This window comes from Aquirufa sp. A-Brett2-W8, from assembly GCF_054558755.1.
Map to the genome: position 1 here is coordinate 170765 of NZ_JBPXKS010000006.1, position 25805 is coordinate 196569.

Here is a 25805-nt window from a genome sequence, read left to right on the forward strand (position 1 = left end):
ACCTCTTACCTAAAAGTGTGGGATTACGTATTTATTAGGAAAGTGTTATGAAATTGTTAAACCAAAGTCAGATTAGTTAACAATTCGATAACATATCTATTTTTCTTAGAAAATTAGCCGTTTTTAGACTTTTTTATAGCACAATTTCAAGTTTTTGCATTTTTTATGGAAGAACTTTCTTAGAAAAATTAAATTTAACATAGGGTTAATTTGCGGGGGATTGGAAAGCGGTAGTTTTGGGACATCAAACGGAAATAATTCCGCCTAAGATTTTAATTCAAGCATTTATGAAAAAGTACTTTGTCGCTGCCTTCTTATTCGCAGCAAACCTGTCTGTCGCTTCTGCCGCTACTGGAGCAGAATTATCACTTCCTGTGAACATCGAATCTGTCGGTAAATTAAAATACATGGTATCTGTACAAGCAAAGGCGGGTGCAACGGTACTTATCTACGATGGAGAAAATAACGAGATTCACAAGGAAGCGATCGCAACGAAGAAATTGTTCAATTTGGCTGGATTATCGGATGGCAACTACCGTATGGTCGTGTTAGATATCCACAAAAACGTATTGTCTTCTAAATCATTTACGATTAAAACAGAAGTGAAGCGCGATATTATCGCCATGAACTAAACCTCATTGAAATTACATAGTGAAAGATTAAGGGGCAAAAAGGCGGACCAGTGGTTCGCCTTTTTCTTTTAGAGTATTTGATTGAATTCAATAGTCTCGCCGTTCGGGCCTTTCACATTAAAGAAGCGTGTTCCGTTTTTCCAAAAAGCCAAGAACGTAGGCTCCTTCTCTACAATCTCAAATCCTGCCTGCTTCAAGGCCTCAAAAGCATAATCGACATCCTTGACATCGATAGCAAAATGATCGATATGACCGGCTTTGCGTTGTTTGATTTCGGCTAATTGCTTTTCCGGCATTTGGTATAACTCCACGATTACCTCGTGATTTTTCATCATCACGCAGGTCCCAAAACCACCGTCAAATTCAAAGGGGGATTCCATCACATTTTCGAAACCAAGGCGCTCGTAGAAGGGTATGGAGATTTCCATGCAGTGAACGGGAATTCCGATGTGCTGGATTTTATGGATAAAGTCAATTTTCATAGTTTTTGGATTTGATGCAAAATACTAAATTTTGAAAACTTAACACTGTTAATTATATTTACGCTGTAATTAAAAAATAATGGGAATAGTCGCCAGAAAAGAGAAACAAAAACAGGAGGTTCGGTCCTTGATCCTAGACGAATCGATGAAATTATTCGTGGAGGAGGGCTTCAGTAAAGTGTCCGTTCGGAAGATTGCCGAACGCGTTCAATATAGCCCTACGACGCTCTACCTGTATTTTAAGGACAAAAATGAGATCCTGTTTTATTGCTGCGAGTCGGGATTTAAGAAAATGCTGGAGCATAATATAGCGCTCGGACTCATCAACGATCCCATCGAAAGGCTGCACCAGATGGGCGTGAATTACTTGAATTTTGGCCTAGAAAATCCGGAATATTATGATTTAATGTTCATTCAAGAGGCGCCTATGGCTGCTTTGATTGAAATGGGTGCGGGCTGGTCGAGCGGTGATCAGGCACTGGAAGCTTTAAAAATGATCGTTCAAGATGCGATGGATAAGGGTGTTTTAGTTCCTGCCAAAGTGGAAACGGTGGCGATGGCGGTTTGGAGCATGGTGCACGGCCTGGTTTCCCTCGCCATTCGTCAGCGTCTAGATAAATTAGTTCCCGCTGAAGATGTCGAAAAGACGATGCACGAGTCATTAGATTGGTTATTGAAAACAATGAAAAAAGCCTAAGATGAAATATTTGTTTTTATTATTTGCCCTGCCTTTATATGGCCAAAAGTCCGTCCTCGACGAATACGTCGCCACGGCCTTTCAGCAGAACATCACGCTGCAACAGAAAAACATTCAAGTGGAAAAAGCGATGATTGCCTTGAAAACCGCCCAAAGCCTCTACCAACCTAGCGTCGCCTTCCAAGGGGGCTACCAAAGTGGTGAAGGAGGTCGTAGCATCGCTTTCCCGGTAGGCGATTTGCTAAATCCGGTGTATTCGACACTAAACGCATTGACGAAAAGCACCGCCTTCCCGCAGATTTCAAACGTAGAAACGAATTTCTTCCCCCGCGATTTCTACGATGTGAAGGTGCAGACCACAATGCCTTTATACAACAAAGACATCAGCTACAACAAGCAAATCCAGGAACAAACGCTCAGCCTTCAACGCGAAGACGCAACTCTGTATAAGCGCGAATTAGTGAAGCAAATAAAGACGGCTTACTATAACTACTTGCTCAGCTTGGGTTTAGTGAAAGTCTACGAAAACAGCCTTAATCTCGCACTAGAGGGCAAAAAGGTGAATGAAAAATTGCTAGCAAATGGAAAAGGTTTACCCGCCTATTTATTACGCTCAGACAGTGAGATTGCCACGATTCAGGCTCAAATCGCTGATGCTGTAAAGCAAAATCAGGCGGCTCAATATTATTTCAATTTCTTATTGAACCGTGAATTGCGTTCTGAAATCCGCATCGATTTCGAAGTGGAGAAAGCGGTGGCTGGGGTCTACTCTGTCGCGCCCGGTGTTCGGGAGGAATTATCCTTGCTTTCTAAATCGATTAACATCCAAGAGACCGTTTTGAAAATGAACGAGTCCTTCTACCTGCCTAAATTAAATGGATTCGTGAATTTAGGATCGCAGTCTACTTTGAATAACATCAGCTCAAAAAGTGGCTACTATTTCCTAGGGCTTCAAATGGACATTCCCATTTTCTCCGGAAAACGTAACCTATACAAAGTGAAACAGACGCAATTAGATATTGCCTCGGCGAAAAACACCTTGGATCTAAGCACGAAGCAATTCAATATGGCCACCGAGATCGCACAGAAAAACGTACAATCTTCGCTTATCAGTTTTCAGGCCTCCACGAAATCTTACGAGGCAGCCTCCGCTTATTTACGCTTAATCGAAAAGGGCTATAAAGAAGGCGTGAGCACCTATTTAGAAACGGTGGACGCCAGAAATCAATGGATGAACGCCCAAATCAACTACCAATTAAAACAATTCAACGTATTAATCGCCGCCGCCGCTTACGAGCGCGAAGCCGCTAGCTACCCTTTATAATGAAAAAGATCTGCCTACTCATTTCCCTCATCACGGTATTTTCCGCTTGTTCTTCGAAGAAAAAAGAAGCCGCAGCGGTGACCAGCGACGTGATCCCCGTTTCGGTAATTTCCTTGCAACAAGAATCCATCACCCGCCCCATTCAGGCTTCTGGCGTCTTCACGACCGAAGATGAGACCTATTTAGGTTTCAAAATCGGCGGCGTGATTCAACACGTGTTTGTCAAAGAAGGCGACGCCGTGAAAGCGGGTCAGCTATTAGCGAGTCTAAATCTCACCGAAATAAAAGCACAGGTGCAGCAAGCGCAAATCATGCTTGATAAAGCGCAACGCGATCACGCGAGAGCGAAGAATTTATACCGTGACAGCGTGGCGACTTTGGAGCAATTTCAAAATGCTAAAACCGGCCTAGAGATCGCACAACAGGCCTATAATGCCGGTGCGTTTAACCAAAGCTATGCCGAAATTAGAGCCGTAAAATCCGGTTTTGTATTAAAGAAATTAGCGAACGATGGCCAGGTAGTGGGACCCGGAACTCCGGTCGTTTTAATGAACGGAGCGAACAAAGGAAATTGGGTGTTAAAGGTAGGGTTGAGCGACCGAGACTGGGCGGCAACGCAGGCGGGGGATCCGGCGGAAATTACGTTGGATGCAGTGGCCGGAGAAAAATATAGCGGTTCTGTCTTAGCAAAATCCGAGGGAGTGGATCCGGTGACGGGGACGCTGTGGGTGAGTTTGCGCATGAGTGGTGCGCCGACAGCGCAGCTGGCGGCGGGGCTTTTTGGGAAAGCGAAGATTAGTCCGCGGAAGCAGATAAAATCCTGGGTGATTCCATACGATGCGATATTAGATGGAAACGCGACAGAAGGCTATGTTTTCATCACAAAAGATGGAAAAAAGGCGGAGAAAGTGAAGATTCAGATCTCGAGTATTGACCACGGGAAGGTATTTGTTTCCGCTGGTTTGGAAAACGCAACATCACTCATCACGAGCGGAAATGCCTATTTAGATGCAGGTTCAGCCATTAAAATCGTCCGCTAATCATGAAAATAGCTAATTACGCGGTAAAAAATTACCAGTTTACCTTGACCATGTTCCTGATGGTCGTGGTCGTGGGTGTTGTCACGATTATGACCATGCCACGGGCAGAGGATCCGGACATGAATGCCCCGCAATTCCCTATTATTGCGGTTTATCCAGGAACGAGTCCAGAAGATATGGAGGAATTGGTGGTGAAACCCGTGGAGAAAAGACTCTACGAATTGGAGAATGTGCGCAAGATCAACACGACGATCAGTGATGGTTTAGCCGTGTTCGCGGTGTATTATAAATATGGTGTAGTGGTCGACGAGAAATACTCCGAAATCGTCCGCGAATTGAATAGCATCAAAGGGGATCTGCCTAAAGAGGTGATCCGGCTCGAGGCGCAAAAAGCGACGCCTTCCGGCACGAACGTGTTGCAGATGGCGCTGATATCGAATAATGCGTCTTTGGACGTATTAAAATCTACCGCCGAACGACTTCAGGAAGATTTAGAGAAGGTGACGACTTTAAAGAAAGTGACCATTTCTGGATTACCGGAATCACAGGTGAAGATCGATTTAAACATCGAAAAAATGGCGCAAATGCAGGTTTCACCAGACCGTGTTTTGCAAGCGATCCAAAGTGAAATCGCCAACATTCCCGGCGGAAGTATTGTGGAGAACTCGAAGTCCTATAATATCCTGACTTCGGGGAATTACCAGAACATCGATGAGATTAAAAATACGATTGTGTTCTCCTACCAGGGGAAAAATGTGTTTCTAAAGGACATTGCACAAGTCTATTTTGACTATGCCCCCGAAAATCACATCACCCGTCTAAATCAAAACCGCTGTCTGTTCATCTCCGCCGCCCAAAAATCCGGCGAGAACATCGCTAAAACCCAGGAAGCCTACCAGCCTGTCATTGCGGCGTTTAAAAAGACGCTCCCTAAGAACATAGATTTAGTCGTCAATTTCGACCAAGCGGAAAACGTAAATACACGCTTGAGTGGCTTAATGAAGGACTTTATTATCGCGATTTTATTAGTGGCGCTAACCTTATTGCCTTTGGGATTACGCGCGGCATCCATCGTAATGATTTCGATCCCGCTTTCCCTTGCGATCGGAATTATCATTCTAAATTTAATGGGCTATAGCCTGAATCAGTTGAGTATTGTGGGTTTAGTCGTCGCCCTGGGTCTTTTAGTGGATGACAGCATCGTGGTGGTGGAGAATATTGAACGCTGGATGCGCGAGGGCCACAGTCGTCTAGATGCAACGCTAAAAGCGACGAATCAGATCGGGATGGCCGTTTTAGGTTGCACAGTGACCTTGATTATCGCCTTTTTGCCCTTAGTATTTTTACCGGAAGCATCTGGCGAATTCATCCGCAGTCTACCGATGGCGGTGATTTTCTGTATCGTGGCTTCCCTAGTAGTGTCCCTAACGGTGGTGCCGTTTTTGTCGAGCCGCATCCTGAAATCGCATCAGGGAAATCCCGAGGGAAATCTGTTTATGCGTTTGTTAAAAAAGCTTATTTCGGGTTCCTATTCTCGCTTATTAGATTGGGCGATTCAACGTCCTAAAACGACATTGCTGTTTGCTCTTGTCATTTTTGTTGCTTCTTTACGGTTATTCCCCGTAGTCGGTTTTAGCCTTTTCCCGGCGTCTGAAAAGCCACAGTTTATGGTGAATATTTTCAGTCCCTTGCAGTCGAATTTGGCCTATACGGATTCGGTTTCCAAACTGATCGAAAGCGATTTGCGCAAGCTTCCGGAAGTAAAATATGTTTCTGCAAACGTGGGCAAAGGAAATCCTCGGATATACTATAATGCTATTCCTTTGAACGATCGGACGGATTACGGAAATCTTTTCATTCAATTGCAGGAAGAAGTAAGCGTCGAAGAAAAGATCAACCTCATCGAAAAACTGCGCACGAAATACACGAATTATCCTGCTGCGACTATCGAAGTGAAAAACTTCGAACAAGGTCCGCCAGTGGTAGCACCCATAGAGGTACGTATTTTAGGAGATAATGTAGACACCTTACGCCAAATCGCCAGCCGCGTCGAAACGATGCTGAAAGAAACGAAGGGAACGATTTACGTCAAAAATCCCCTAAAAAATTTAAAATCTGATATCAAATTCGACATCGACAAGGAAAAAGCAAGTATGCTGGGCATTCCAACCGTGACTATCGACCGAATGATTCGCTTAGTAGTAGCGGGTTTTGATTTGGGAAAAATGACTGATAAAGAAGGCAAAGAATATGCGATTGTGGTTTCTAAACCACATCCAAAGCATCCGAGCCTGGAAGTATTTGATAATCTCTATGTGAATAACGTGCAAGGAACGGCGATTCCGCTGAGTCAAGTAGCGACAAAACGCTTGCAGACCTCTCCGGTCAGCATTAGCCACTTGAATAAGAATCGCTTGGTTTCGGTGAGCTCTTTCGTCGAGAAAGGCTTTTTGAATAATGAGGTCATCGCAGAGACAGAGAAAAACCTGGCTAAGATTGCCTTGCCAGCCGGATACCATTTCGAAATGGGGGGAGAAGTGGAGAGCGCGAATGAGAGTTTTAGTGGTTTTGGGACGATCATTTTAGTGACCGTTTTCTTCTTTGTGGCTGTGTTAATTTTGGAATTCGGTACCTTCAAAAGTACGCTTATTGTGCTTTCAGTTATTCCATTAGGCATTGTGGGGGCCTTGTTAGCACTTTGGGTAACGGGTATTCCGCTTTCCTTTGTCGCCACCGTGGGACTGATTGCTCTAGCTGGAATCGAGGTGAAAAATACCATCTTGTTGGTTGATTTTACCAACCAATTGAGGGCCGAAGGTATGCCGATGGAGCAAGCCATCCGTGAGGCCGGCGAAGTTCGTTTTTTACCGATTATTTTGACGACTTTGACGGCGATAGGCGGCCTTATTCCAATCGCCATTTCGATTAATCCGCTCATTTCACCCCTTGCAATCGTGATGATCGGCGGACTAATTAGCTCCACCCTCCTATCCCGCATCGTCACTCCCGTTGTCTATAAATTAATCCCTCCAGCCATATGACTTTGAGCACGATTTTACTCCTTCCGCAACTGATTATTGGTTCGTATACGTCCAAAGGTAACCCGGGCATCGAGGTATTTAACTGGGCTGCCAAAACAGGAACAGCAACAAAATCTTATCCCTTAACTGTACCACAAGCTTCCTATCAGGCTATTTCTGGGAATTATTTGTTCTCGGTTTCTGAAGAAGGCGACGGCAAGGCGAGCGTTTCCTCTTTTCAATTGCGCGATGGGAAATACAAGGCTATTAATACCGAATTAAGCCGCGGTGATCACCCCTGCTTTATTCTTTACCGCGAAAAATCAAAAACGCTCTACACCGCGAATTATTCTGGCGGAAGTGTGAGTGTATTTCAAACGGTGTCCGGGAGACTCAAGCCTCTAGCCCAATACATCGCCTACCAGGGATCCAGCGTAAACAAAGACCGCCAAAACAGCGCCCACGCCCACATGGTCGCCCTTTCTCCCGATCAAAACACCTTATTCGTAACCGATTTAGGCTCGGATAAAATCTATGCGCAGAGGATATTAGAGAGCGGGCTTTTAGAAGAAAGTCGCTCAGAAATCGCCCTAACCCCCGGCAACGGACCTCGCCACATTCGCTTTAATGCGAAAGGCAATCGTGCCTATTTACTAAATGAATTGAGTTCAGATGTAGACGTGTTTTCGGTTAACGGCATAGAACTAAAAAAGATCCAAAGCATTCCAGCGGATACTTCGGCGGTTAAAGTGAAAGGCTCCGCAGATATTCACCTTTCGCCGAACGGCAAATGGCTCATTGCCTCTAACCGCATTTCGAGTAATCAAGTGGTGGTATTTAAGATCGAAGCTGATGGGAAACTAACCCGCGTATTCCACCAAAACGTCGCCAAAATTCCCCGCAACTTCACGTTCGATCCTTCAGGTAAATTTGTGTTAGTAGCGAGTCAAGAGGAAGACCGTGTGCAGGTCTTCTCCTTCAACGACGCGAATGGTTCGCTCACAGACTTGCATCAAGACATTTTCGTCAAATCCCCCGTTAGCTTGCTAATTCGGTAATCGCCTTCACCAAGACATCGAGTTCTTTTAATGTCGTGAAGACATTGGGAGTAATTCTACAACCGTGGATGTTTCCTCCGTCGATGGCGACGGTAAAAATCTTGTATTCTTTCATCAGGCGTTCGGCTAAAAGAGCCGGTTTGATGCCTTCGATTCCCACGTTTGCAATCGCACAAGATTTAGTGGGATCAGCCGAATGATGGAATCGAACGCGCTGCAATCCGTTTTTTATTGTCAAATTGCACCGTCCGCATGTAATACGCGCCTTGCGCGTTGACTTCGAGGATGTGTTGGAAGTATTTTTCCAAAGTTGCCTCTGGAGTCATGTTATAATAGCCACTTTCTAAGTTGATATAGTCTGGTCTTAGTTTGTATCCACCCCGAATTCCTTCCCAAAAATCTTCATCAGAAGCAAGTGATTGGGCTGTTTGGGTTTTGGCATATGAAAACCAGGGTGCTGATGCCCCTAAAAGAGTGCAGGCTTTTAGGAAAGTACGTTTATTCATGAAAGAAATTTAACAAAAAAATTACATTTTGCCCTTGAATAATGAAGAATGTCATTAAATTTGTTTTCTGCCTCATTTTAGGCGAATACCTAGAACAATTTAACAATAAATACCATGATGAAAAGAAGAGATGCCATCTCTCAAATCGCGTTGTTATTAGGGGGTGCTTTCACAGCTCCTACCTTAATGGCTATGGATGTGAGAAACGGCAAGAGCTCCATCATTGCAGCTGATTTCAGCCTAACAGATGTGCAACGCAAAATCGTTTCAGCAGTCGCTGAACATATTATTCCAAGAACGTCTACCCCAGGCGCTATCGATGCAGGTGTTCCTGCTTTCATCGAGTTGATGTTACAAGATTGCTACAAAAAAACAGAGCAATACAGCTTTTTAAAAGGGACGAACGACTTAGTTAAAGCTGATTTCTTAGGACAATCAGCGGCAGGTCAGGTAGCCATGCTAAAACTATTGGAAGCTAACACGAAAGATTTAATGAAGAGCTTTTCTCAGAAGAAAATCAAAGTGGGTGATAACATTGACAAGGACACATTAGAAGGCGCTAACGGCGTTCCATTCTGGAGATTAATGAAGGAATTAACGCTTTTAGGATACTACACTTCCGAAAAAGGAATTCAAGCATCCTTCGTTTACGAGCCCGTTCCTGGCAAATTTGAGTTGATTACGGACATGAAACCGACTCAAAAATCTTTCGCTTATTAATCTGAAAAATTAGAAGAAAATGAATCTGAATATAGATGCAATTAAAGGCCAAACATTTGACGCAATCGTCATCGGATCAGGTATTTCCGGAGGTTGGGCTGCAAAAGAATTAACAGAAAAGGGCTTAAAAGTAGCCGTTTTAGAGCGTGGTCGCGAGATCAAGCACATCGAGGGTTATGAAACTGCGATGAAAAACCCATGGGAATTTGATCACCGTGGTCGTCCTACGAATATGGCAGCAGAGGAATACTGGGCAGGAATGCGTACAGGATATACTCCTAATGAGGAGCATCGCTACTTATTCGAAAATGATAAACAAAATCCTTACCTCGAAAAAAGAGGTGGTTTCGATTGGACCCGCGCTTACCACACAGGTGGTAAATCTTTATTATGGGGTCGCCAAACGTATCGTTGGAACCGCGAGGATTTCTTAGCGAACGAAAAAGAGGGAATCGGTACTCCTTGGGCGATTAAATACGATGATTTAGCTCCTTGGTATTCGTATGTAGAGAAATTTGCAGGTATTTCAGGTCAGGCAGAAGGCTTAGACGTTTTACCAGATAGTGAATTCCAACCAGCGATGCAGATGACTGCTCCGGAGGTTCACTTCAAGAATGCAGTAAATAAGAAATTAGGCCGCCCCGTAACCGTAGGTCGTGTGGCGCACTTAACCAACCCTGGAAAACAGCAGACAGATATAGGTCGTTCTTCATGTAACTTCCGTAATAAATGTATGCGTGGTTGTCCATACGGCGCTTACTTCTCGTCACTTTCGGCGACTTTGCCAGCAGCGATGCGCACAGGTCGTTTAACGATGGTTCACAACGCGATTGCAGCAGAAATCATCTACGATGAGGCGACTCAAAAAGCAAAAGGCGTTCGTGTGATCGATCAAAACACGATGGAGTCGAAAGAATATTTTGCCAAAATCATCTTCGTTAACGCAGGTGCTATCCAATCTACTTCGATCTTAATGAACTCTAAGTCAGCTCGTTACCAAAACGGTATGGGAAATGATTCAGATCAATTAGGCCGTAACATCATGGATCACCACTTAGGTGCGGGTGCTAGTGCGACGGTAGAAGGTTTCGAAAAAGATTATATGTTCGGAAATCGTCCGAATGGTTTATATATTCCTCGTTTCTCAAACTGGGGTAAAGACAAGCGTGCTTATTCACGCGGTTTCGGATACCAAGGTGGCGCGAGCCGCGAAGGTTGGGGCCGTGGCGTGGGAGCCGATGGCTTTGGTGCTGAGTTCAAAGAGAGCTTAACACACCCAGGTCAGTGGACAGTTGGTTTTGGAGGTTTTGGCGAAATTCTGGCTAATCCAGAGAACCGTTTCGTTTTAAGCAATCAAAAAGATAAGTGGGGTTTGCCAGTATTGGAATTCTCTGCGGAATTTGGCCAAAACGAAATCCAAATGCGCGAGGACATGATGAACGAGGCTGCCAACATGCTAGAAGCGGCTGGTTTCAAAAACATCAACGCGTACAACAAACAAGGTACACACATCGGTTTAGGTATTCACGAAATGGGTACGGCTCGTATGGGTACGTCGGTGAAGAACTCGATTGTTAACAGTCACAACCAAATACACGATGTGAAAAACGTTTTCATGACGGATGGTGCGGTAATGGCGTCTGCTTCTTGTGTGAATCCTTCCTTAACTTACATGGCGATGACAGCTCGTGCAGCTGACTTTGCGGTAAGTGAATTGAAGAAGAGAAACCTTTAATTTTTCGCAAAGCGAAAAATTAAAAGCATAAAGCACAAAGCATAAAGAATAAAGATTGGGTGGCAGTTTCTGTCGCCCATTTTTTATGCGCTTAGGCGGCGTGGGGGGCCGTGGTCGTCACTTCGTGACTTAGTCGACTACGTCCTGGTCATCGCCGTGCGATTTAGTCAATGGGTCGCTGCTGCGCAGCTCCAAAGAGCAAAGCAAAAAGCACAAAGAATAAACGTTGATCTAGGTTTACTCATGTCATCGCTCCGCGATTTAGTCGCCTACAGCTTAATCAAAGAGTCCGGAAAACACATTTACCATTCAATCACTATACTTGTCCCCTGCGGGGACTCCAACTTTATTCTTTGTGCTTTATGCTTTGTGCTTTCTTTTTATAGAATCTTATAGAATCGCTCGCATAATAAAATACAACACCGACGGACACAGCAAACATCCCAATCCCGTATAGAAAGTAGCAGTCATCGCACCATAAGGTACTAGTTTAGGATCTGTAGCAGCAAGACCAGCCGCAGTACCGCTGGTGGTTCCCATGAGTCCGCCAAAAATCATCGCCGATTGTGGTGTCTTCAAACCGATGTAGGGTGCGATTAAAGGGGTTACAATAGTTACCAAAATAGATTTTACTACGCCAGCAGCGATGCTGATGGCGATGATATCCGAACTCGCTCCTAAAGCAGTTCCAGTCACAGGCCCTACTACGAAAGTGCATGCACCGGCACCGATGGTGGTGAGGCTTTCGGCATCTGTGATTCCTAAGGCATAGGCAATAATGACACCCGATAAAAAGGAGATGATGACCCCTAAGAATAGGGACAAAATTCCGACAGGACCCGTCTTTTTGATGATGGCAAAGCTGGCGCCCATGGCGGTAGAGACGATGGCGAAGTCGCGGAACATGGGGCCTCCCATCAATTCAAAGCCGGAGAATCCGGGAAGGTCGGCAATGCCTTTTTTGCCCAGGGTTTCAAGGCCAGCGAAATAGGCCAAAACCAAGCCCATGAAGATGGAGATGGCGGAGCCTGGGATTTTGTTGCGGGTGAGGGTTTTGGAGATCCACTCGGAAAAATACATGATGAGGCCCGTAACTAGAAATGCGAAGACTAGGCCATTTTTGTCGAGGAAGGTGATGATGTATTCCATTAGTCTTTGGGCGCTAGTTTAGATAAAAGGGGCATTAAGGCGAGGCAGGCGATGACGGGGATGATGCCTGCCAAAAGTGCGAGCATGCCGTTAGAGAAGGCGACGCGGACGTTTTGAACGGAGGACATGGCCACGATGATGGGGATGTACATTTTGGACCAAAAGTGTACGCCCTCACCCATTTCGAGGTGGAAGAGGCCGCGTTTTTCGAGCTCATTTTGGGATAAAATAAGGAAAAGCATCGCAAATCCGACACCTCCTACGTTTGCTTGGATGCCCAAGAAACGACCGAGGGTTTCCCCCAGGATTTGGCCTGCAACGAAACAGGCGGCTAATAAGGCAACTCCGCGTAATAGCATATTAGTTTTTGATTAGGTTAACAACATCTTTTTTCGTGACTTTTCCCATCGCGTTTCGAGGCAATTCTGCCAAACGGTGGTAAGCCCGAGGGGTTTTATAAGCAGGCATTTGCTCGCGCATCCAGGCATTTAAGGCTTTCGTGTCAAAGTCATCTTTGCAGACGATGGCGGCGCTTACGAGCTCGCCCCATTCTTCATTTTCGACTCCCACGACGCAGCAATCGTCGATTCCAGGGTAGGTCCGGAGGACTTCTTCGATTTCCAAAGCGGAAATTTTGTAGCCTCCTGATTTGATAATGTCGACGGAGTTTCGACCCAAAATTCGGTAGCCTCCCAGCTCATCCATCGTCGCGATATCGCCAGTTTTGAAGAAGCCATCCTTTGTAAATGACTCTGCAGTTGACTCTGGTATTTGCCAGTATTCGTTGAAGACGTTTGGCCCTTTGACCTGAATCTCCCCTATTTCCTTACCCGGAATTACATTATCCTCTTCATCTGCTAAACGCACTTGAACGCCCGGCAGCGGATATCCCACGTGACCCGGTACGCGTGGACCGTTGTAGGGATTACTCAGGGCCATCCCGATTTCGGTCATGCCATAACGTTCCAAAAGACTATGCTTACTGATCGTCTTCCAACGTTCCATCACCGAAACGGGCAGCGCAGCAGAACCCGAGATCATGAGTCTGAATTTGGATAGGATGCGGGTCATCTCTTTTTGGTCCATATCCGACAACGATTCCCAATGCGTAATCAACTTATAATAGATGGTAGGAACGGCCATAAAGACGTTCAACTGACCTTTTTTGAAAATATCGAACAGCGCTTCCGCCGAAAAATTAGGCAAAAACTGGCAGGTCGCCCCCGCCCAAAGCGAGCAAGAAACGATATTAATCACCCCGTGAATGTGGTGCAGCGGCAAAATACAAATCGAATAATCCGCAGACGTCCAGCGCCAAGCGTCGATTAACGTCGAAATCTGCGCATTCAAATTCGCGTGGGTAGACACCACACCTTTAGGCAAATTCGTCGTGCCAGAGGTGTAAAGCATCATGGCGCGGCGGGAGGAAGGGAAAGTGGGGAGGGAGTCCGAAGGAAGAGAGTCAGAAGGGAGGGAGTCCGAAGTCCGAAGGATGATTAACCGTAGATTAAGCTCCGCGCACAAAGGCTTCAAAAGGTCCTCGAATTCTGGGGAAACGACCACGATGCTTGAGCCAGAATTCTCTATGGTATAGCGCAAAGAGGGTAACGGATAGGTCAAACAAAGCGGAACGGCCACACCCCCCGCACGCCAAATCCCCCATTGGACCCGAACATAATCAAAGCCAGGGTTCACCATGTAGGCAACTCGGGCTTCACTTAGGTCCGTATTTTTATCTAATAAGGTCGAAGCAAAAGCTTTCGAAGCGTCTAATAGCAGGAAATAAGTATAAGTTGTGCCATCCGAAATTATGGCTGTCTTCTCCAGGTGCTTCTCAGCTTGGGCAAAAATGGAAATCATGTGGTGTTAATAGGTTTAACCAAAGATAGGGAAATATGATAAAAGAGTAAAGAGTATAGAGAAGAGAGTATAGAGTATAGATTAAATTTGCCTCAGACATTTAGACTCCGGACTCATTCCCTTCGGACTTATCTCTACTCTATGCTCTCCTATCTCTAATCTACTTAAAGCGAAATGTAATGAATATTCCCCTTCAAATCCTTCAACAGCTTCTTCGTCCTTTCCGGTCTAGCGTCAGTGATGAAGACTTGGCCAAAGTGCTCTTCGGCCATCATTTGGACCAAACGCTGGATGCGGCGGTCGTCGAGTTTGTCGAAGATGTCGTCGAGGAGTAAGAGTGGTTTGCGAGGTTTGGCGGCTACGAGGGAGTCGAATTGCGCTAGTTTTAGCGCGACGACGAAGGATTTTTGTTGGCCTTGGGAGCCAAATTTGCGCAAGGAATAGCCATTGATTTTAAAATCAAATTCATCTCGATGAATTCCGATGGATGTCCGCTGCGCGGACAAATCCAGCGGTTCCGCGGCGCGCAGCGCCGCGTCAAAACTCCCTGCTTCGAAAGTAGATTCGAGCTGAATATCGACGTCCTCGCGGTCGTCTGAGAGTTTGGAATAGTGAAAGGTAAAACTAGGCAAAAAGATCTCCAGGAATTCCCTTCGCGACTTTGCTAGCGATTCTCCTAGTTCAACTAAGGGAGCGTGGTAACTATCTAAATGTAGGCGATCGACCTGGCCACGTTCTGCAAATTGCTTTAATAATACGTTGCGTTGCTGAACGATTCGGTTATAGCGTAATAATTGGTCTAAGAAGTTACGGTCGAGCTGGGACATCATCCCGTCAAAGAAGCGGCGGCGTTCTTCACTTCCCTCGCGCACTAAATCCGTGTCGTGTGGATCCATTAAAACAACTGGAAAGTGGCCAATGTGGTCCGCTAAACGGGGATAGGGTTTGTCATCGCGGAGGAATTGCTTTTTGGCCCCCTTCTGAAACAAACAAGTAATCTGGGTTTCGCGATCCTGGGTATCGACAAAATCTCCCTGCACCCGGAAAAAATCCTGCGTATGTTTCACGCATAGCTGATCCGAAATTCCACGTGCACTTTTCGTCATCGATAGGAAATGGATCGCGTCTAAGAGATTCGTTTTACCAATTCCATTCTCCCCCACAATGCAGTTTATCTCCGAAATAAAGCTAAATCTAGCCTCCTCATAGGATTTAAACTGATTGACCTGAAGAGATTTGAGATGCATAGATGTAGGAATGCGATTAAAAGCGTGTAAAAATAAAGATTTTGTACTAATTTTGCAGGCATATAGCCTGGAATTAATGCCGGCTTTCCGCTTAAAAAATATTCTATCAAGAAGATGGCAAAGAAAAACGCAGACGCACCCAAGTATTCTAAAGAGACGTACAAGTATTGGTACGAATCCATGCAATTACAACGCAAATTCGAAGAAAAATGCGGTCAATTGTACGGAATGCAGAAAATTAAAGGGTTCTGTCACTTATATATTGGACAAGAGGCTTGTTCTTCAGGTGCTAAATCTGCCCTAATTGAAGGCGATAAATACATCACAGCTTACCGTGACCATGGTATCCCTCTGGCCTTAGGAACCTCTCCTAACGCGATAATGGCGGAATTATACGGTAAAATCACCGGCGCTTCTAAAGGAAAAGGTGGCTCGATGCACATCTTCGATAAAGAAGTAGGTTTTGTAGGAGGACATGGTATCGTAGGGGCCCAAATCCCCTTAGGAGCTGGCCTTGCCTTCGCCGAGAAATATAAAAAAACAGGTAACGTTTCTATCACCTATTTTGGTGATGGTGCCGTTCGTCAAGGTGCTTTGCACGAGGCATTTAACATGGCGATGATTTGGAAATTACCTGCGATTTTCGTCGTAGAAAACAACGGTTATGCGATGGGAACTTCCGTAGCGCGTACATCCAACGTAACTGAATTATATAAAATAGGTGAAGCATACGATATGCCTTCTGAGCCAGTAGACGCAATGAATGTAGAAGCAGTCCACGAGGCAGTTTCTCGCGCAGCAGCTCGTGCTCGTGCAGGTGAAGGTCCTACTTTCTTAGAATTTAGAACCTACCGTTACAGAGGTCACTCAATGTCAGATCCCCAAAAATACCGTTCTAAAGAAGAGGTAGAGGCTTACAAAGACCGCGACCCAATCGAGCAGGTGAAGTACACGATCTTAGAACACAACATCTTAACGCAAGCAGAATTAGACGAGATCGATGCAAAAATCAAGGTTCAAGTTCAAGAATCTGTTGATTTCGCAGAGGTATCTCCATTCCCAGATAAATCAGAGGCTTACAAAGATGTGTATGTTGAGGAAAATTATCCTTTTATCGAAGAGTAGTAGCCGCGTTGCGGTAGTCGTCACTGCGTGACTTAGTCGCGACTTCGTCGTTTAGTCGTCCTTCGGACTTAGCCGCGTTGCGGTAGTCGTCACTGCGTGACTTAGTCACGACTTCGTCGTTTAGTCGTCCTTCGGACTTAGTCAATAAATCAAAAGCTCATTCGCATAGTTGGATGAGCTTTTTTTTGCTACAATATCAATTCAGTCGATATCCACTTTTGTCAAGAATTCGAATAAATCCCTTAATCATTCTAGAAATTTCTATTAAGTCTTCTCTCAATTTAATGGAGTCTTCATATGTCATATAATTCAACTGATATGCGATATAAATCATAGACTTCACCTCGCTACAGGATCCCAAAGAGATAAACAGAAACCGTCGAAAATCAGCATCTGAACCTCTTTCAAAACCCTCGGCTATATTATTAGAAATAGAGACTGATGCCCGCTGAACTTGGTTCTTAAATCCAAAATCTACATTTTCCTTGAGTATTTTATAAATTTTTATGGCTACGATTTGAGACTTCTTCCAGGCCTCAATTTCTTCAAAATGGTTAATTTTCATAATTCTTCAAGATTAGCTGTTTTTTATTTAACATTGTAACAGCAACTTGATAAACGACTAAGCCGAAGGCGACTAAGTGACATAGTCACGACTAAGCCACGAAGTGGCGACTAAATATGACTTTAAACTGCGACTTGGGCGAAGGCATTGGAAATGATGCCGCACTCATGCCCTACATCGATGAGGCAAATATTGCCTGCGGATTTCATGCCGGAGATGCATTCACTATGCGCGAGACGGTGGCCTTATGCATTCGCCACGGCGTAAAAATGGGTGCACACCCCTCCTATTTAGATCGAGAGAATTTTGGGAGAAAAGAGATAGAACTGAGTCCCGAGGAAATCTATCTGTTAGTGAAAAAGCAGATCGAAATACTAAATCAAATCGTAAAAAACGCAGGAGGTACGTTAAACCACGTAAAACCTCATGGTGCCCTGTATAATACTTCCGCGAAAAATGCAGAAGTAGCGCGAGCGATCGCGAAAGCGGTGAAAGATGTTAATGGAGACTTAATTTTATTCGGACTGAAAGGCAGTCTGTCTATCGAGGTCGCGCAGACAATGGGTCTAAAAACAGCAGACGAAGCTTTCGCAGATCGTCGCTATGAAAGCGATGGTTCCTTAACTCAGCGCAGTCAGCCGGGAGCTTGTTTTACAGAAATACAAGATGTGTTAGATCAGGTGGAAAAAATAAAGGCCGAAACCTGGTGTATCCATGGTGACGGCCCTTATGCTTTGGAATTTGCTAAAGCGCTGAAAGCCAAGCGCTAAATAGTCTTAAAACTCCACAATAAATCCAATCGTAGGCGTTACTTGCGCCTTGTCATTTAAGAATTGGGTCGGAATGGCATTGCTACCGTCTTTCGCGATAGGCAAGCCATTTGTCGTTGCAAAGGCTGAATTGTCCTCCAATCGCTTGAACGTATAAGTAGGAATTCCGGGATTCACTGCGATGTACCAGTTCGTCACATCTATAAAGAGGTCGATGGTCGTTTTCTTCAAGTTGTATTTCTTATCGATCCGAACATCACTTGAATTGAAGTTAGGAAGGCGTTGGGTATTCAAACGGGAATAATCGAACGTGCCTTGGCCTAAAGTCAAATAACTTGACTTAGATGTTGCTTCGTCATACGGCGAATAGGGTGCTCCCCCTTGGTAGCGGAATCGAAGACCTAGCTCCCAGTTGCGTGGGAATTTATAGCCCCAAGTCACACTTAATAAATGTTGGTTATCCCAGTTAGAGGCGATGAGTTTATCATCAAATCCGCTGTACATGCTTCGGTAAAAGGTATAGGAAAGAATTCCGAAGAATTTATCGGTTAATTTCTTTTGGGCAAAAAATTCGAAACCATAGGCGCGACCTTTTCCGGTTGTGGTTACATCTTCGTTACCAAGAATATTAAAATCACCACCTAAATTCGCCAAAGATATCCCCTTAGCATTTGAAATAGGCACATTCGCATATTCTTTCACGAAGGCTTCCGCCGTGAAACGCAAAGATTCGTCGTGTAAGTATTCCAGGCCTGCTACATAATGATCACTTTGTTGGTATTTCGCATCTTGGTTTACCAGCTGAGGTGTCACAATGGCGAAACTCGAAAACGTCGGATACGGAAATGCCGACGAGGTGTACCCTAATATTGTATACGGCGCAAATTTGAAATAACGACCCACCGAAGCATTTGCTGTCCATTTATCAGATAATACATAGCTAGCCGAAACGCGAGGCGAGATGGTTTCCATTGGATCCGAACCCGTCGTTGTGAAGCTGTTCATGTCCGTCCGAAGGCCTGCGCTTAGACCTAATTTGGAGTCAAAAAAGGTCTTCGAAACCTGGGCAAAAGCCCCGTATTTCCATAGGGAATTCAATGCGCTCGTATACGAAATTTTCGTAATCGGATTGGACAGACGAACAGCAGGGCTTGCGAACGTATTACTCAAAACTTGGTAGGTGCTGTTCGCATATTCCACGAATTGAGTGGATAGACCATAATTAATCTTCCAGCCATTCGTGTTCTTATTCACGTCGATACGCAACTTATTTTCCGTTTCGCGGGACGAATAATCAAAGTTCAATTGCGACGGATCCTTCTTTAAATTGTCCTCATAACGCAAGAAATTATTGTCAAACACATTTCGGGAAAGCGCCACATTCACATAGCCATTATCCAACAATTTTTTTAATGACATACCCAGCGTATAATTCCATTGATTAACTAGCGGATTCGAATTATAGACGTATAATTTCTCGGGTGTTACTTTTTTAAGTGTCCCAAAAGAGAAGTCATCAATCGCGCCTAATCCCATCAGCGAAAGTGTGGTAGTGGAGTTGATCTGCTTGGTGATTTTAAACTGACCATCCCAGAAATTGGGGCGAATCGGGATATCTAATGCTTGAAAAAGGAATTGCAAATACGAGCGGCGAACCGAGGCTAAAAACGTGGTCTTTCCTGATTTTGAAAGTGGGCCCTCAGTGGTTAAAGCAAACTCCGTCGCACTTAGACGGGCATTACCTTGAAATTTATTCGGATTTCCGGTGCGTTGTTTGAACTGGAAAACAGAGCTTAAGGCATTATCGTACCGGGCGTCAAAAGCAGAGGAACTCAGTTTCACATCTTCAATGAAAGATACATTTAGCATTCCCTGTGGGCCTCCGCTGCTGCCTTGTGTTTGAAAGTGATTTAAGACAGGGATTTCGATTCCGTCTAGGTAATAGACATTTTCGTTCGGGCCTCCGCCACGGATGATGATGTCATTTCTGAAGCCTCCACCTTGTGGGCCTCCGCCTACGCCGGGTAAGGTTTGGATTACTTTGCTGACGTCAAAATTTCCACCCGGGTTGCTTTTGATTTCTTCTGAGGTCAAACGCTGAACACTTAAGGGCGACTCTAAGGTGGCGGCTTTTGCTGTGCGGCGGTTTTGGGTCACCACTACTTCGGTTAATTGTTGATTTGATGGCAATAACTCTATGTTCAAGTAATTTTCGTTACCCGCATTGATGATGACATTGAAGGCCGTGTATTTCTCGTAGCCTACCGCGGAGAATGAGATGTTATAGGTTTTTAGGGCCAAACCCGTTAATCGAAATGTCCCTTTTTCGTCAGCCGTGGTGCCCTTTGTGGCGCCATCTAGCGTAACAGAAACTCCAGATATGGGTTTTTGTGTTAATTGATCAATGATTTTTCCGGAGATGCGGCCTGAATTTTGGCCCAAAACCGAAAAAGAAAAAAGCAGTAGAAGCAGGGTATTTTTCATGTTTTTTAAACAAATAAGTGGCAAAAATGTTTCATTTTAAGGTTGTATCAACACTTTCTTAGCTACCGATCCAGACGCAGATTCGTAGCGCAAAATATAATTCCCTGCCCCCATAAGTGGCGCTGGGATGCGTAACGTTTCTCCGGCATTTACGGAGATAGGCGAACCTAACTCGCGTCCAGAAAGATCAAACCAATGCAAAGTGCCGGCCGATTTAACTCTTATATTTACTACTGAAGAGGCAGGATTAGGCCAAACATATATTTCATCCGATGGAATCAGTATCTCGCTAGCATTCTGCACTAATTGAACCCCGCCGGAGGCTAATCCGATGACAATATCGACTTTCCCGTCGCGATTGAAATCGGCGATGGAGATTTGGGCGTTTTGGCCAAAATTAAAAGGCAAACGTTGTACTTCTAAACCTAATCCAGATACATATAGGTATCCTGACGCGTCCAAACTAATTTGTTCAAAATTACCATCTCCCGTGATATCCGCATAGGCAATGCCGCGGAATAAGGTTTCCTGTCGCTGATAAGGTTTGGCCAAATCCGACCAATCATACACCCGTGTGCCTCCTAAATAATCCAAGACAACAAGTTCAAGCGAGCCATCCTGATTCACGTCATATAGCCGCGGCGTTTCTCGCAGACTCACAACAGGTAAAGGCTTTTCCTCATTCAGCACGCCGGCCTTATATTCACGGTAATACACGGCAGAACCTTTTAAATAATACAGCATCAATCGACGATTCACGACTTGAAGCTGAATATTCAGCGCTCCAGCTAGAGGCAAAAAATCACGCGATTTCAGGCTGAGAGTCCCACTAACATTTTCATATAAGGTCACACTGCTACTTGCTATCAATAAATCCAGGTCGCCATCCCCCTCCACATCAAAGAAAACCGGCGAGGCATTATCGCCCACATCGATCATCTCTTCTAGCAGAAAGGCTTTCGTTTTTAATATCAATTGTCCGTTTTCCGACCGGTAATAAGATGCCGTTTCTAAGGATGGATTTAGATCCGGCAAATGAGACGACGCGATCAAATCCAATGCTCCATCACCATCCAAATCGATGGGCGATCCGCTGGCAAGAGACGAAACAGCATGTGGTGCTCCAGCAGGAAAATTATAGTCGGCAGTACGGAATTTCGGTTTCGAACGAGTCCCTTCGTTACGCAAGTAGATAAAGCGCGAGCAATTCACATGTCCTATAATCAAGTCATACACTCCATTTTTGTCCGGATCCCAAAGTGCAAGCGTACTACCCGCATGTTGCACCGCCGCAGTCGATTGCGTACTTAAAACAGATTCCGGAATTAGCCCAAACGCGATATCTTGGCAATCATTCAGAAAGAAATTTCCCCAATTCAAGGACTTCGTCGCATACTTCAGGTCCCCGATATTTTCGTAATAGGTGATAAAGTGGCCCGCAGATTCAAAGGCGAGCACATCCATATCGCCATCGCCATCCACATCCGCAATGGCTGGAATATCCGATGCGCTAACATAGATATTAATTAACCCATTGAGTCCAGTCGATTTTAGAGTACCGAGTGATTTAGGGAAATTATTGCTCACGTTAGGATAGACTTGAATCCCGCCGGGAGTTGAAGTAAAAAGATCTTTGTCGCCATCCCCATCATAATCCAACAGATTCATCCAGTTTTCAACTAAAGGAAAACGCGTTTGATAGGCTGGGGCATAGGTAAATCCTCCTGTAGTATTTCGTAAAAAGGTCTTTAGGTGTTGGGCACTGCGATCAAAAACAACGAGGTCTTCCCGCGCGTCGCCATCGAGGTCGATAGAGAAAAACTGAACCGAATTGAATCCGCCAGCCCAAGGGTTTTTCAAACCGGAAACGGGGAGATTGGTGATCTGGTCAAAAGAGATCTGCTGCGCGTTCGAATAGAAAGCGGATAGGTAAAAGAACAAGAGAAGGATAGAAATTCTCATTGCGGTAAAGGTAAGTCAGAAATTGAAAAAATTATGTTAATTTACAGTGATTAACTGCTACAAAACCTATTTAAAATGACGAAAATCACAATTATCGGTAGTTCTAACACCGACATGGTGATCAAATCCGCTCATTTACCGGCGCCAGGCGAAACCGTTTTAGGCGGGGATTTCTTTATGAATCCTGGCGGCAAAGGTGCGAACCAGGCGGTGGCTGCGGCACGGCTGGGTGGCGAGGTTCATTTTGTGTGCAAAGTGGGGAAGGATGTTTTTGGGGAGACGGCCATGCAGCAATTTAAGAACGAGGGAATTCACACGCGATTTGTCACACAAGATCCTTCTGCTCCTTCTGGTATTGCCTTGATTAATGTAGACGCCAAAGGCGAAAACTGCATCACCGTGGCTTCAGGGGCGAATAAAGCCCTTTCGAAAGCCGACATAGACAACGCTGCTGAGATTTTCGAGGCGGAGGATTTTGTCTTGATTCAATTAGAAACACCACTCGAAACCGTGGTGTATGCCTCAGCTCTCGCGGCGAAAAAAGGCCTGAAAGTCGTTTTAAATCCAGCCCCTGCGGCGGAACTACCTGCCGAAATATTCCCCCATTTATACGCCATTACGCCTAATGAGACGGAGGCTGAAATTCTCACAGGGATAGCAGTGACGGATCTACTTTCTGCCGAAAAAGCAGCGAATATTCTCTTGAATAAAGGCGTTCAACATGTCATTATTACCTTGGGCGCCGAAGGCGCCCTCTATAAAACGGCTTATGAAACACAACACATTCCAGTAGCGAAAGTGGTAGCACAAGACACCACCGCAGCAGGGGATTGTTTTAATGGAGCACTTGTCGTCGGATTATCCGAAGGAATGAGCTGGCCAGACGCCATCGCTTTTGCCTGCAAAGCAGCGTCTATTTCCGTTACCCGATTAGGAGCGCAAGCTTCGATGCCTAGACTAAATGAACTATGAAAAACCTAATCCTATTCTTTCTTATTAGTTTTTCATTGACCGCTCAGCAGCGCCAAAAAGTCATCTTCGACTGTGACCTGGGTGACGACATCGACGATGCCTATGCCTTGGGATATTTGTTAACATTGCAAGATCGCTACGAGATTTTGGGAATCACCACCTGCTACGGTCGCACCGATGACCGAGCCATCTTAGCGCAGAAATTTCTAGCGGTGACTGGAGAGACTCAGATTCCTGTTTATGTTGGTAAAAATACATCGTCGAGTTCTGTTCGAGCGAATTGGTATGCGGATCAGTTTTATTGGGCGAAGGGTTCTCCTTTGACAAAAAAGCCACAAGGTGCGACTGATTTCATTCGGTCACAACTGAAAAAATATCCCGGCGAAGTCATCATTTTCTCCGTGGGACCCGTGACGAATTTAGCGCCTTTAGGGGCTGAATTGCAGAAAGCGAAAGCGATCTATGCGATGTTTGGTTCCTTCAAAATAGGCTATGATGGCAGCACGAAAATTAATTCCGAATGGAATGTGCTATGTGATATTCCTGCCGCAAAATCTTTTGTGCAATCCGGTGCGAACATCATTTATGCCGGACTGGATGTGACGGCGATGGTGAAATTGTCTGCAGAAAATCGACTTAAATTACTGATGCGCCAATCGCCTCTTACGAGTGCGATGCAAGGACTCTATGTTTTGTGGGGGCAGGAAACCCCTACCCTTTTTGACCCGGTAGCCATTGGAATGGAAGCCAATCCAGAATTATTTACAACGGAGAAAGTCCATGTTTTTGTGGACGACCAAGGCTTTACCAGACTAGATTCATCGAAGCCTGCCAATGCCACGATAGGCACAAGTATTAAGCACACAGAATTCATTCAAAAACTGATGCACCAATACGTGTATCAAAACCTACAACCATGAAAAAACTACTCTTCTTCTGTTTCATCACATTAGCCGCTCAAGCGCAAAATATTTCGATGAGCAAGGCGGTTCTTAAAGATAAAATTAAAGGCGGCTGGGCTGGCCAAACGATCGGCGTGACTTTTGGCGGGCCTGTCGAGTTTCGCTATAACGGGACGATGATTAATTCCTACCACCCGATTCCGTGGTACGATGGCTATCTAAAAAATACGATGATCAATAATCCCGGATTGTACGATGATTTGTACATGGATTTGACTTTTGTGGAGGTTTTTGAGAAGGAAGGTTTGAATGCCCCTATCGAATCGCACGCGAAGGCGTATGCGAATGCGGGCTATGCGCTTTGGCATGCGAATCAGGCCGGACGTTATAATATTCTGAACGGGATGATGCCTCCAGCGTCTGGATACTGGGAAAATAATCCACATGCGGATTGTATTGATTACCAAATCGAATGCGACTTTGCGGGGTTAATGTCACCAGGTATGCCGAATGCGGCGTCTAAGATCTCCGATAAAATCGGGCACATCATGAACTATGGCGATGGCTATTATGGTGGGGTGTATTTAGGGGCTTGCTATACTTTGGCATTTATCAATAACGACATTAACAAGGTGGTTTCCGAGGCTTTGAAAACCATTCCAGCGAACAGCCAATACTATAAATGTATCGCTGACGTCATCAAATGGCACAAACAATACCCGAACGACTGGACGAAAACCTGGTTAGAAGTCCAAAACAAATGGGCGAATGACATCGGTTGTCCGGACGGCGTTTTCGCTCCCTTCAACATCGACGCGACCGTGAATTCGGCCTATGTCGTGATGGGACTATTATACGGGAATGGGGATTTCACCAAAACCCTAGAAATCTCCACGCGCTGTGGACAAGATGCGGACTGCAACCCATCGTCTGCGGGAGGGATTTTGGGAGCCATGATCGGCTATGATAAAATACCAGCTTACTGGAAATTAGGCTTACAAGAGGCGGAGGACATCGACTTCAAATACACGTCTACTTCGCTAAACGACGTATATGAAATCGGTTTCAAACACGCTTTGCAAAACATTAAAAATAACGGCGGAAGTGTTTCTGAAAACGCAGTAAGCATTCCCTATTCTGCCCCTAAAGCGGTGGCGTTCGAGCAAAGCTTCGACCATTCCTTCCCGACTGAGAAGATCAACATCGCGAAAAACTTGACCGACGAATATGACTTCGATTTCGAAGGAAATGGATTCGTGGTTCGTGGCGAAACTGCGAAATGGGCCTCTTTAGATCCAGGCACTTTTGACTTAGAGGTGTACTTAGACGGCAAGCTTTTGGAGAAAGTAAAATTACCGGTGGCCTTCACCACCAGACGTCACGAGATTAGCTGGAAGTATAAATTAGCGACAGGAAAACACCACGTGAAGCTGAAAGTATTGAATAAAGTCACGGGCTATGACTGCAAATTATTCGATGCGATCGTCTATGCCGAAAAGCCTTTTATCGCTACGAATGACAAATATTACCGTTTAGGAAACCTAAAATAAGCACT

23 protein-coding genes are annotated in these 25805 nt (G+C 45.0%); 13 read left to right on the forward strand and 10 right to left on the reverse strand.

The window, feature by feature from the left end; all coding sequences use genetic code 11:
* Positions 1 to 287: 287 nt before the first annotated feature.
* Entirely contained in the window at positions 288 to 632 is a 345-nt protein-coding gene (locus tag ACST13_RS07170) for a hypothetical protein (protein WP_459522516.1), read from the forward strand.
* A 68-nt stretch (positions 633 to 700) separates the two neighbouring features.
* On the opposite strand, the gene ACST13_RS07175 is transcribed toward ACST13_RS07170, so the two are convergent.
* Positions 701 to 1114 carry a VOC family protein gene (locus ACST13_RS07175; RefSeq protein ID WP_459522517.1) on the reverse strand — a complete coding sequence of 138 codons (414 nt, stop codon included), beginning with the start codon at positions 1112 to 1114 and terminating at the stop codon, positions 701 to 703.
* A 79-nt stretch (positions 1115 to 1193) separates the two neighbouring features.
* On the opposite strand from ACST13_RS07175, the gene ACST13_RS07180 reads away from it, so the two are divergent.
* The 5 genes from ACST13_RS07180 to ACST13_RS07200 are packed head-to-tail and all read left to right on the forward strand — an operon-like array spanning position 1194 to position 8253.
* The gene (locus tag ACST13_RS07180; RefSeq protein ID WP_459522518.1) at positions 1194 to 1811 is read left to right on the forward strand and encodes a TetR/AcrR family transcriptional regulator; all 618 of its coding nucleotides are present in this window, start codon (positions 1194 to 1196) and stop codon (positions 1809 to 1811) included.
* A gap of 1 nt (position 1812) precedes the next feature.
* On the forward strand, positions 1813 to 3135 hold the full coding sequence (locus tag ACST13_RS07185; RefSeq protein WP_459522519.1) for a TolC family protein: 1323 nt from the start codon (positions 1813 to 1815) through the stop codon (positions 3133 to 3135).
* Entirely contained in the window at positions 3135 to 4175 is a 1041-nt protein-coding gene (locus ACST13_RS07190; RefSeq protein ID WP_459522520.1) for an efflux RND transporter periplasmic adaptor subunit, read from the forward strand. Before ACST13_RS07185 ends, ACST13_RS07190 begins: the two co-directional genes overlap by 1 nt.
* A gap of 2 nt (positions 4176 to 4177) precedes the next feature.
* Positions 4178 to 7216, forward strand: coding sequence for an efflux RND transporter permease subunit (locus ACST13_RS07195; RefSeq protein ID WP_459522521.1), 3039 nt, complete (start codon positions 4178 to 4180; stop codon positions 7214 to 7216).
* The gene (locus ACST13_RS07200) at positions 7213 to 8253 is read left to right on the forward strand and encodes a lactonase family protein (RefSeq protein ID WP_459522522.1); all 1041 of its coding nucleotides are present in this window, start codon (positions 7213 to 7215) and stop codon (positions 8251 to 8253) included. The genes ACST13_RS07195 and ACST13_RS07200 overlap by 4 nt, the downstream gene beginning before the upstream one ends.
* On the opposite strand, the gene ACST13_RS07205 is transcribed toward ACST13_RS07200, so the two are convergent.
* Both ACST13_RS07205 and ACST13_RS07210 read right to left on the reverse strand, forming a co-directional pair.
* Positions 8234 to 8473 (reverse strand): hypothetical protein, encoded by a 240-nt coding sequence (locus ACST13_RS07205; protein WP_459522523.1) that lies wholly within the window; start codon positions 8471 to 8473, stop codon positions 8234 to 8236. The two genes, ACST13_RS07200 and ACST13_RS07205, sit on opposite strands and share 20 nt — an antisense overlap.
* Positions 8442 to 8759, reverse strand: coding sequence for a hypothetical protein (locus ACST13_RS07210; protein ID WP_459522524.1), 318 nt, complete (start codon positions 8757 to 8759; stop codon positions 8442 to 8444). The genes ACST13_RS07205 and ACST13_RS07210 overlap by 32 nt, the downstream gene beginning before the upstream one ends.
* A gap of 114 nt (positions 8760 to 8873) precedes the next feature.
* Between ACST13_RS07210 and ACST13_RS07215 the strand changes: the two genes are divergently transcribed.
* Complete coding sequence (locus tag ACST13_RS07215) at positions 8874 to 9479, forward strand: gluconate 2-dehydrogenase subunit 3 family protein (protein ID WP_459522525.1); 606 nt, start codon at positions 8874 to 8876, stop codon at positions 9477 to 9479.
* A 19-nt stretch (positions 9480 to 9498) separates the two neighbouring features.
* Positions 9499 to 11214, forward strand: coding sequence for an FAD-dependent oxidoreductase (locus tag ACST13_RS07220; protein ID WP_459522526.1), 1716 nt, complete (start codon positions 9499 to 9501; stop codon positions 11212 to 11214).
* 390 nt (positions 11215 to 11604) lie between these two features.
* Here the strand turns inward: ACST13_RS07220 and madM are convergent, their stop codons facing one another.
* From madM to recF, 4 genes are all read right to left on the reverse strand, one after another.
* Complete coding sequence (madM, locus tag ACST13_RS07225; RefSeq protein WP_459522527.1) at positions 11605 to 12363, reverse strand: malonate transporter subunit MadM; 759 nt, start codon at positions 12361 to 12363, stop codon at positions 11605 to 11607.
* Positions 12363 to 12722 (reverse strand): malonate transporter subunit MadL, encoded by a 360-nt coding sequence (gene madL, locus ACST13_RS07230; RefSeq protein WP_459522528.1) that lies wholly within the window; start codon positions 12720 to 12722, stop codon positions 12363 to 12365. The genes madM and madL overlap by 1 nt, the downstream gene beginning before the upstream one ends.
* A gap of 1 nt (position 12723) precedes the next feature.
* Positions 12724 to 14223 carry an acyl-CoA synthetase gene (locus ACST13_RS07235; RefSeq protein ID WP_459522529.1) on the reverse strand — a complete coding sequence of 500 codons (1500 nt, stop codon included), beginning with the start codon at positions 14221 to 14223 and terminating at the stop codon, positions 12724 to 12726.
* Positions 14224 to 14387: 164 nt separating this feature from the next.
* Positions 14388 to 15470, reverse strand: coding sequence for a DNA replication/repair protein RecF (gene recF, locus ACST13_RS07240; protein ID WP_459522530.1), 1083 nt, complete (start codon positions 15468 to 15470; stop codon positions 14388 to 14390).
* Between the two features lie 114 nt (positions 15471 to 15584).
* Between recF and pdhA the strand changes: the two genes are divergently transcribed.
* Positions 15585 to 16595 carry a pyruvate dehydrogenase (acetyl-transferring) E1 component subunit alpha gene (pdhA, locus tag ACST13_RS07245; protein ID WP_459522531.1) on the forward strand — a complete coding sequence of 337 codons (1011 nt, stop codon included), beginning with the start codon at positions 15585 to 15587 and terminating at the stop codon, positions 16593 to 16595.
* 196 nt (positions 16596 to 16791) lie between these two features.
* Here the strand turns inward: pdhA and ACST13_RS07250 are convergent, their stop codons facing one another.
* Positions 16792 to 17160, reverse strand: coding sequence for a four helix bundle protein (locus ACST13_RS07250; protein ID WP_459522532.1), 369 nt, complete (start codon positions 17158 to 17160; stop codon positions 16792 to 16794).
* Positions 17161 to 17276: 116 nt separating this feature from the next.
* Here ACST13_RS07250 and ACST13_RS07255 point away from each other — a divergent pair, with 116 nt between their 5' ends.
* The gene (locus ACST13_RS07255; RefSeq protein ID WP_459522533.1) at positions 17277 to 17930 is read left to right on the forward strand and encodes a 5-oxoprolinase subunit PxpA; all 654 of its coding nucleotides are present in this window, start codon (positions 17277 to 17279) and stop codon (positions 17928 to 17930) included.
* 6 nt (positions 17931 to 17936) lie between these two features.
* Here ACST13_RS07255 and ACST13_RS07260 read toward each other — a convergent pair whose 3' ends face one another.
* Both ACST13_RS07260 and ACST13_RS07265 read right to left on the reverse strand, forming a co-directional pair.
* On the reverse strand, positions 17937 to 20414 hold the full coding sequence (locus tag ACST13_RS07260) for a TonB-dependent receptor (RefSeq protein WP_459522534.1): 2478 nt from the start codon (positions 20412 to 20414) through the stop codon (positions 17937 to 17939).
* Positions 20415 to 20450: 36 nt separating this feature from the next.
* Positions 20451 to 22376 carry an FG-GAP-like repeat-containing protein gene (locus tag ACST13_RS07265; protein ID WP_459522535.1) on the reverse strand — a complete coding sequence of 642 codons (1926 nt, stop codon included), beginning with the start codon at positions 22374 to 22376 and terminating at the stop codon, positions 20451 to 20453.
* A 75-nt stretch (positions 22377 to 22451) separates the two neighbouring features.
* Here ACST13_RS07265 and rbsK point away from each other — a divergent pair, with 75 nt between their 5' ends.
* The 3 genes from rbsK to ACST13_RS07280 are packed head-to-tail and all read left to right on the forward strand — an operon-like array spanning position 22452 to position 25800.
* Positions 22452 to 23348: a ribokinase gene (gene rbsK, locus ACST13_RS07270; protein ID WP_459522536.1), complete on the forward strand. Its 897-nt coding sequence runs from the start codon at positions 22452 to 22454 to the stop codon at positions 23346 to 23348.
* The gene (locus tag ACST13_RS07275) at positions 23345 to 24268 is read left to right on the forward strand and encodes a nucleoside hydrolase (RefSeq protein ID WP_459522537.1); all 924 of its coding nucleotides are present in this window, start codon (positions 23345 to 23347) and stop codon (positions 24266 to 24268) included. Before rbsK ends, ACST13_RS07275 begins: the two co-directional genes overlap by 4 nt.
* Positions 24265 to 25800: an ADP-ribosylglycohydrolase family protein gene (locus ACST13_RS07280; protein ID WP_459522538.1), complete on the forward strand. Its 1536-nt coding sequence runs from the start codon at positions 24265 to 24267 to the stop codon at positions 25798 to 25800. The genes ACST13_RS07275 and ACST13_RS07280 overlap by 4 nt, the downstream gene beginning before the upstream one ends.
* Positions 25801 to 25805 lie beyond the last annotated feature (5 nt).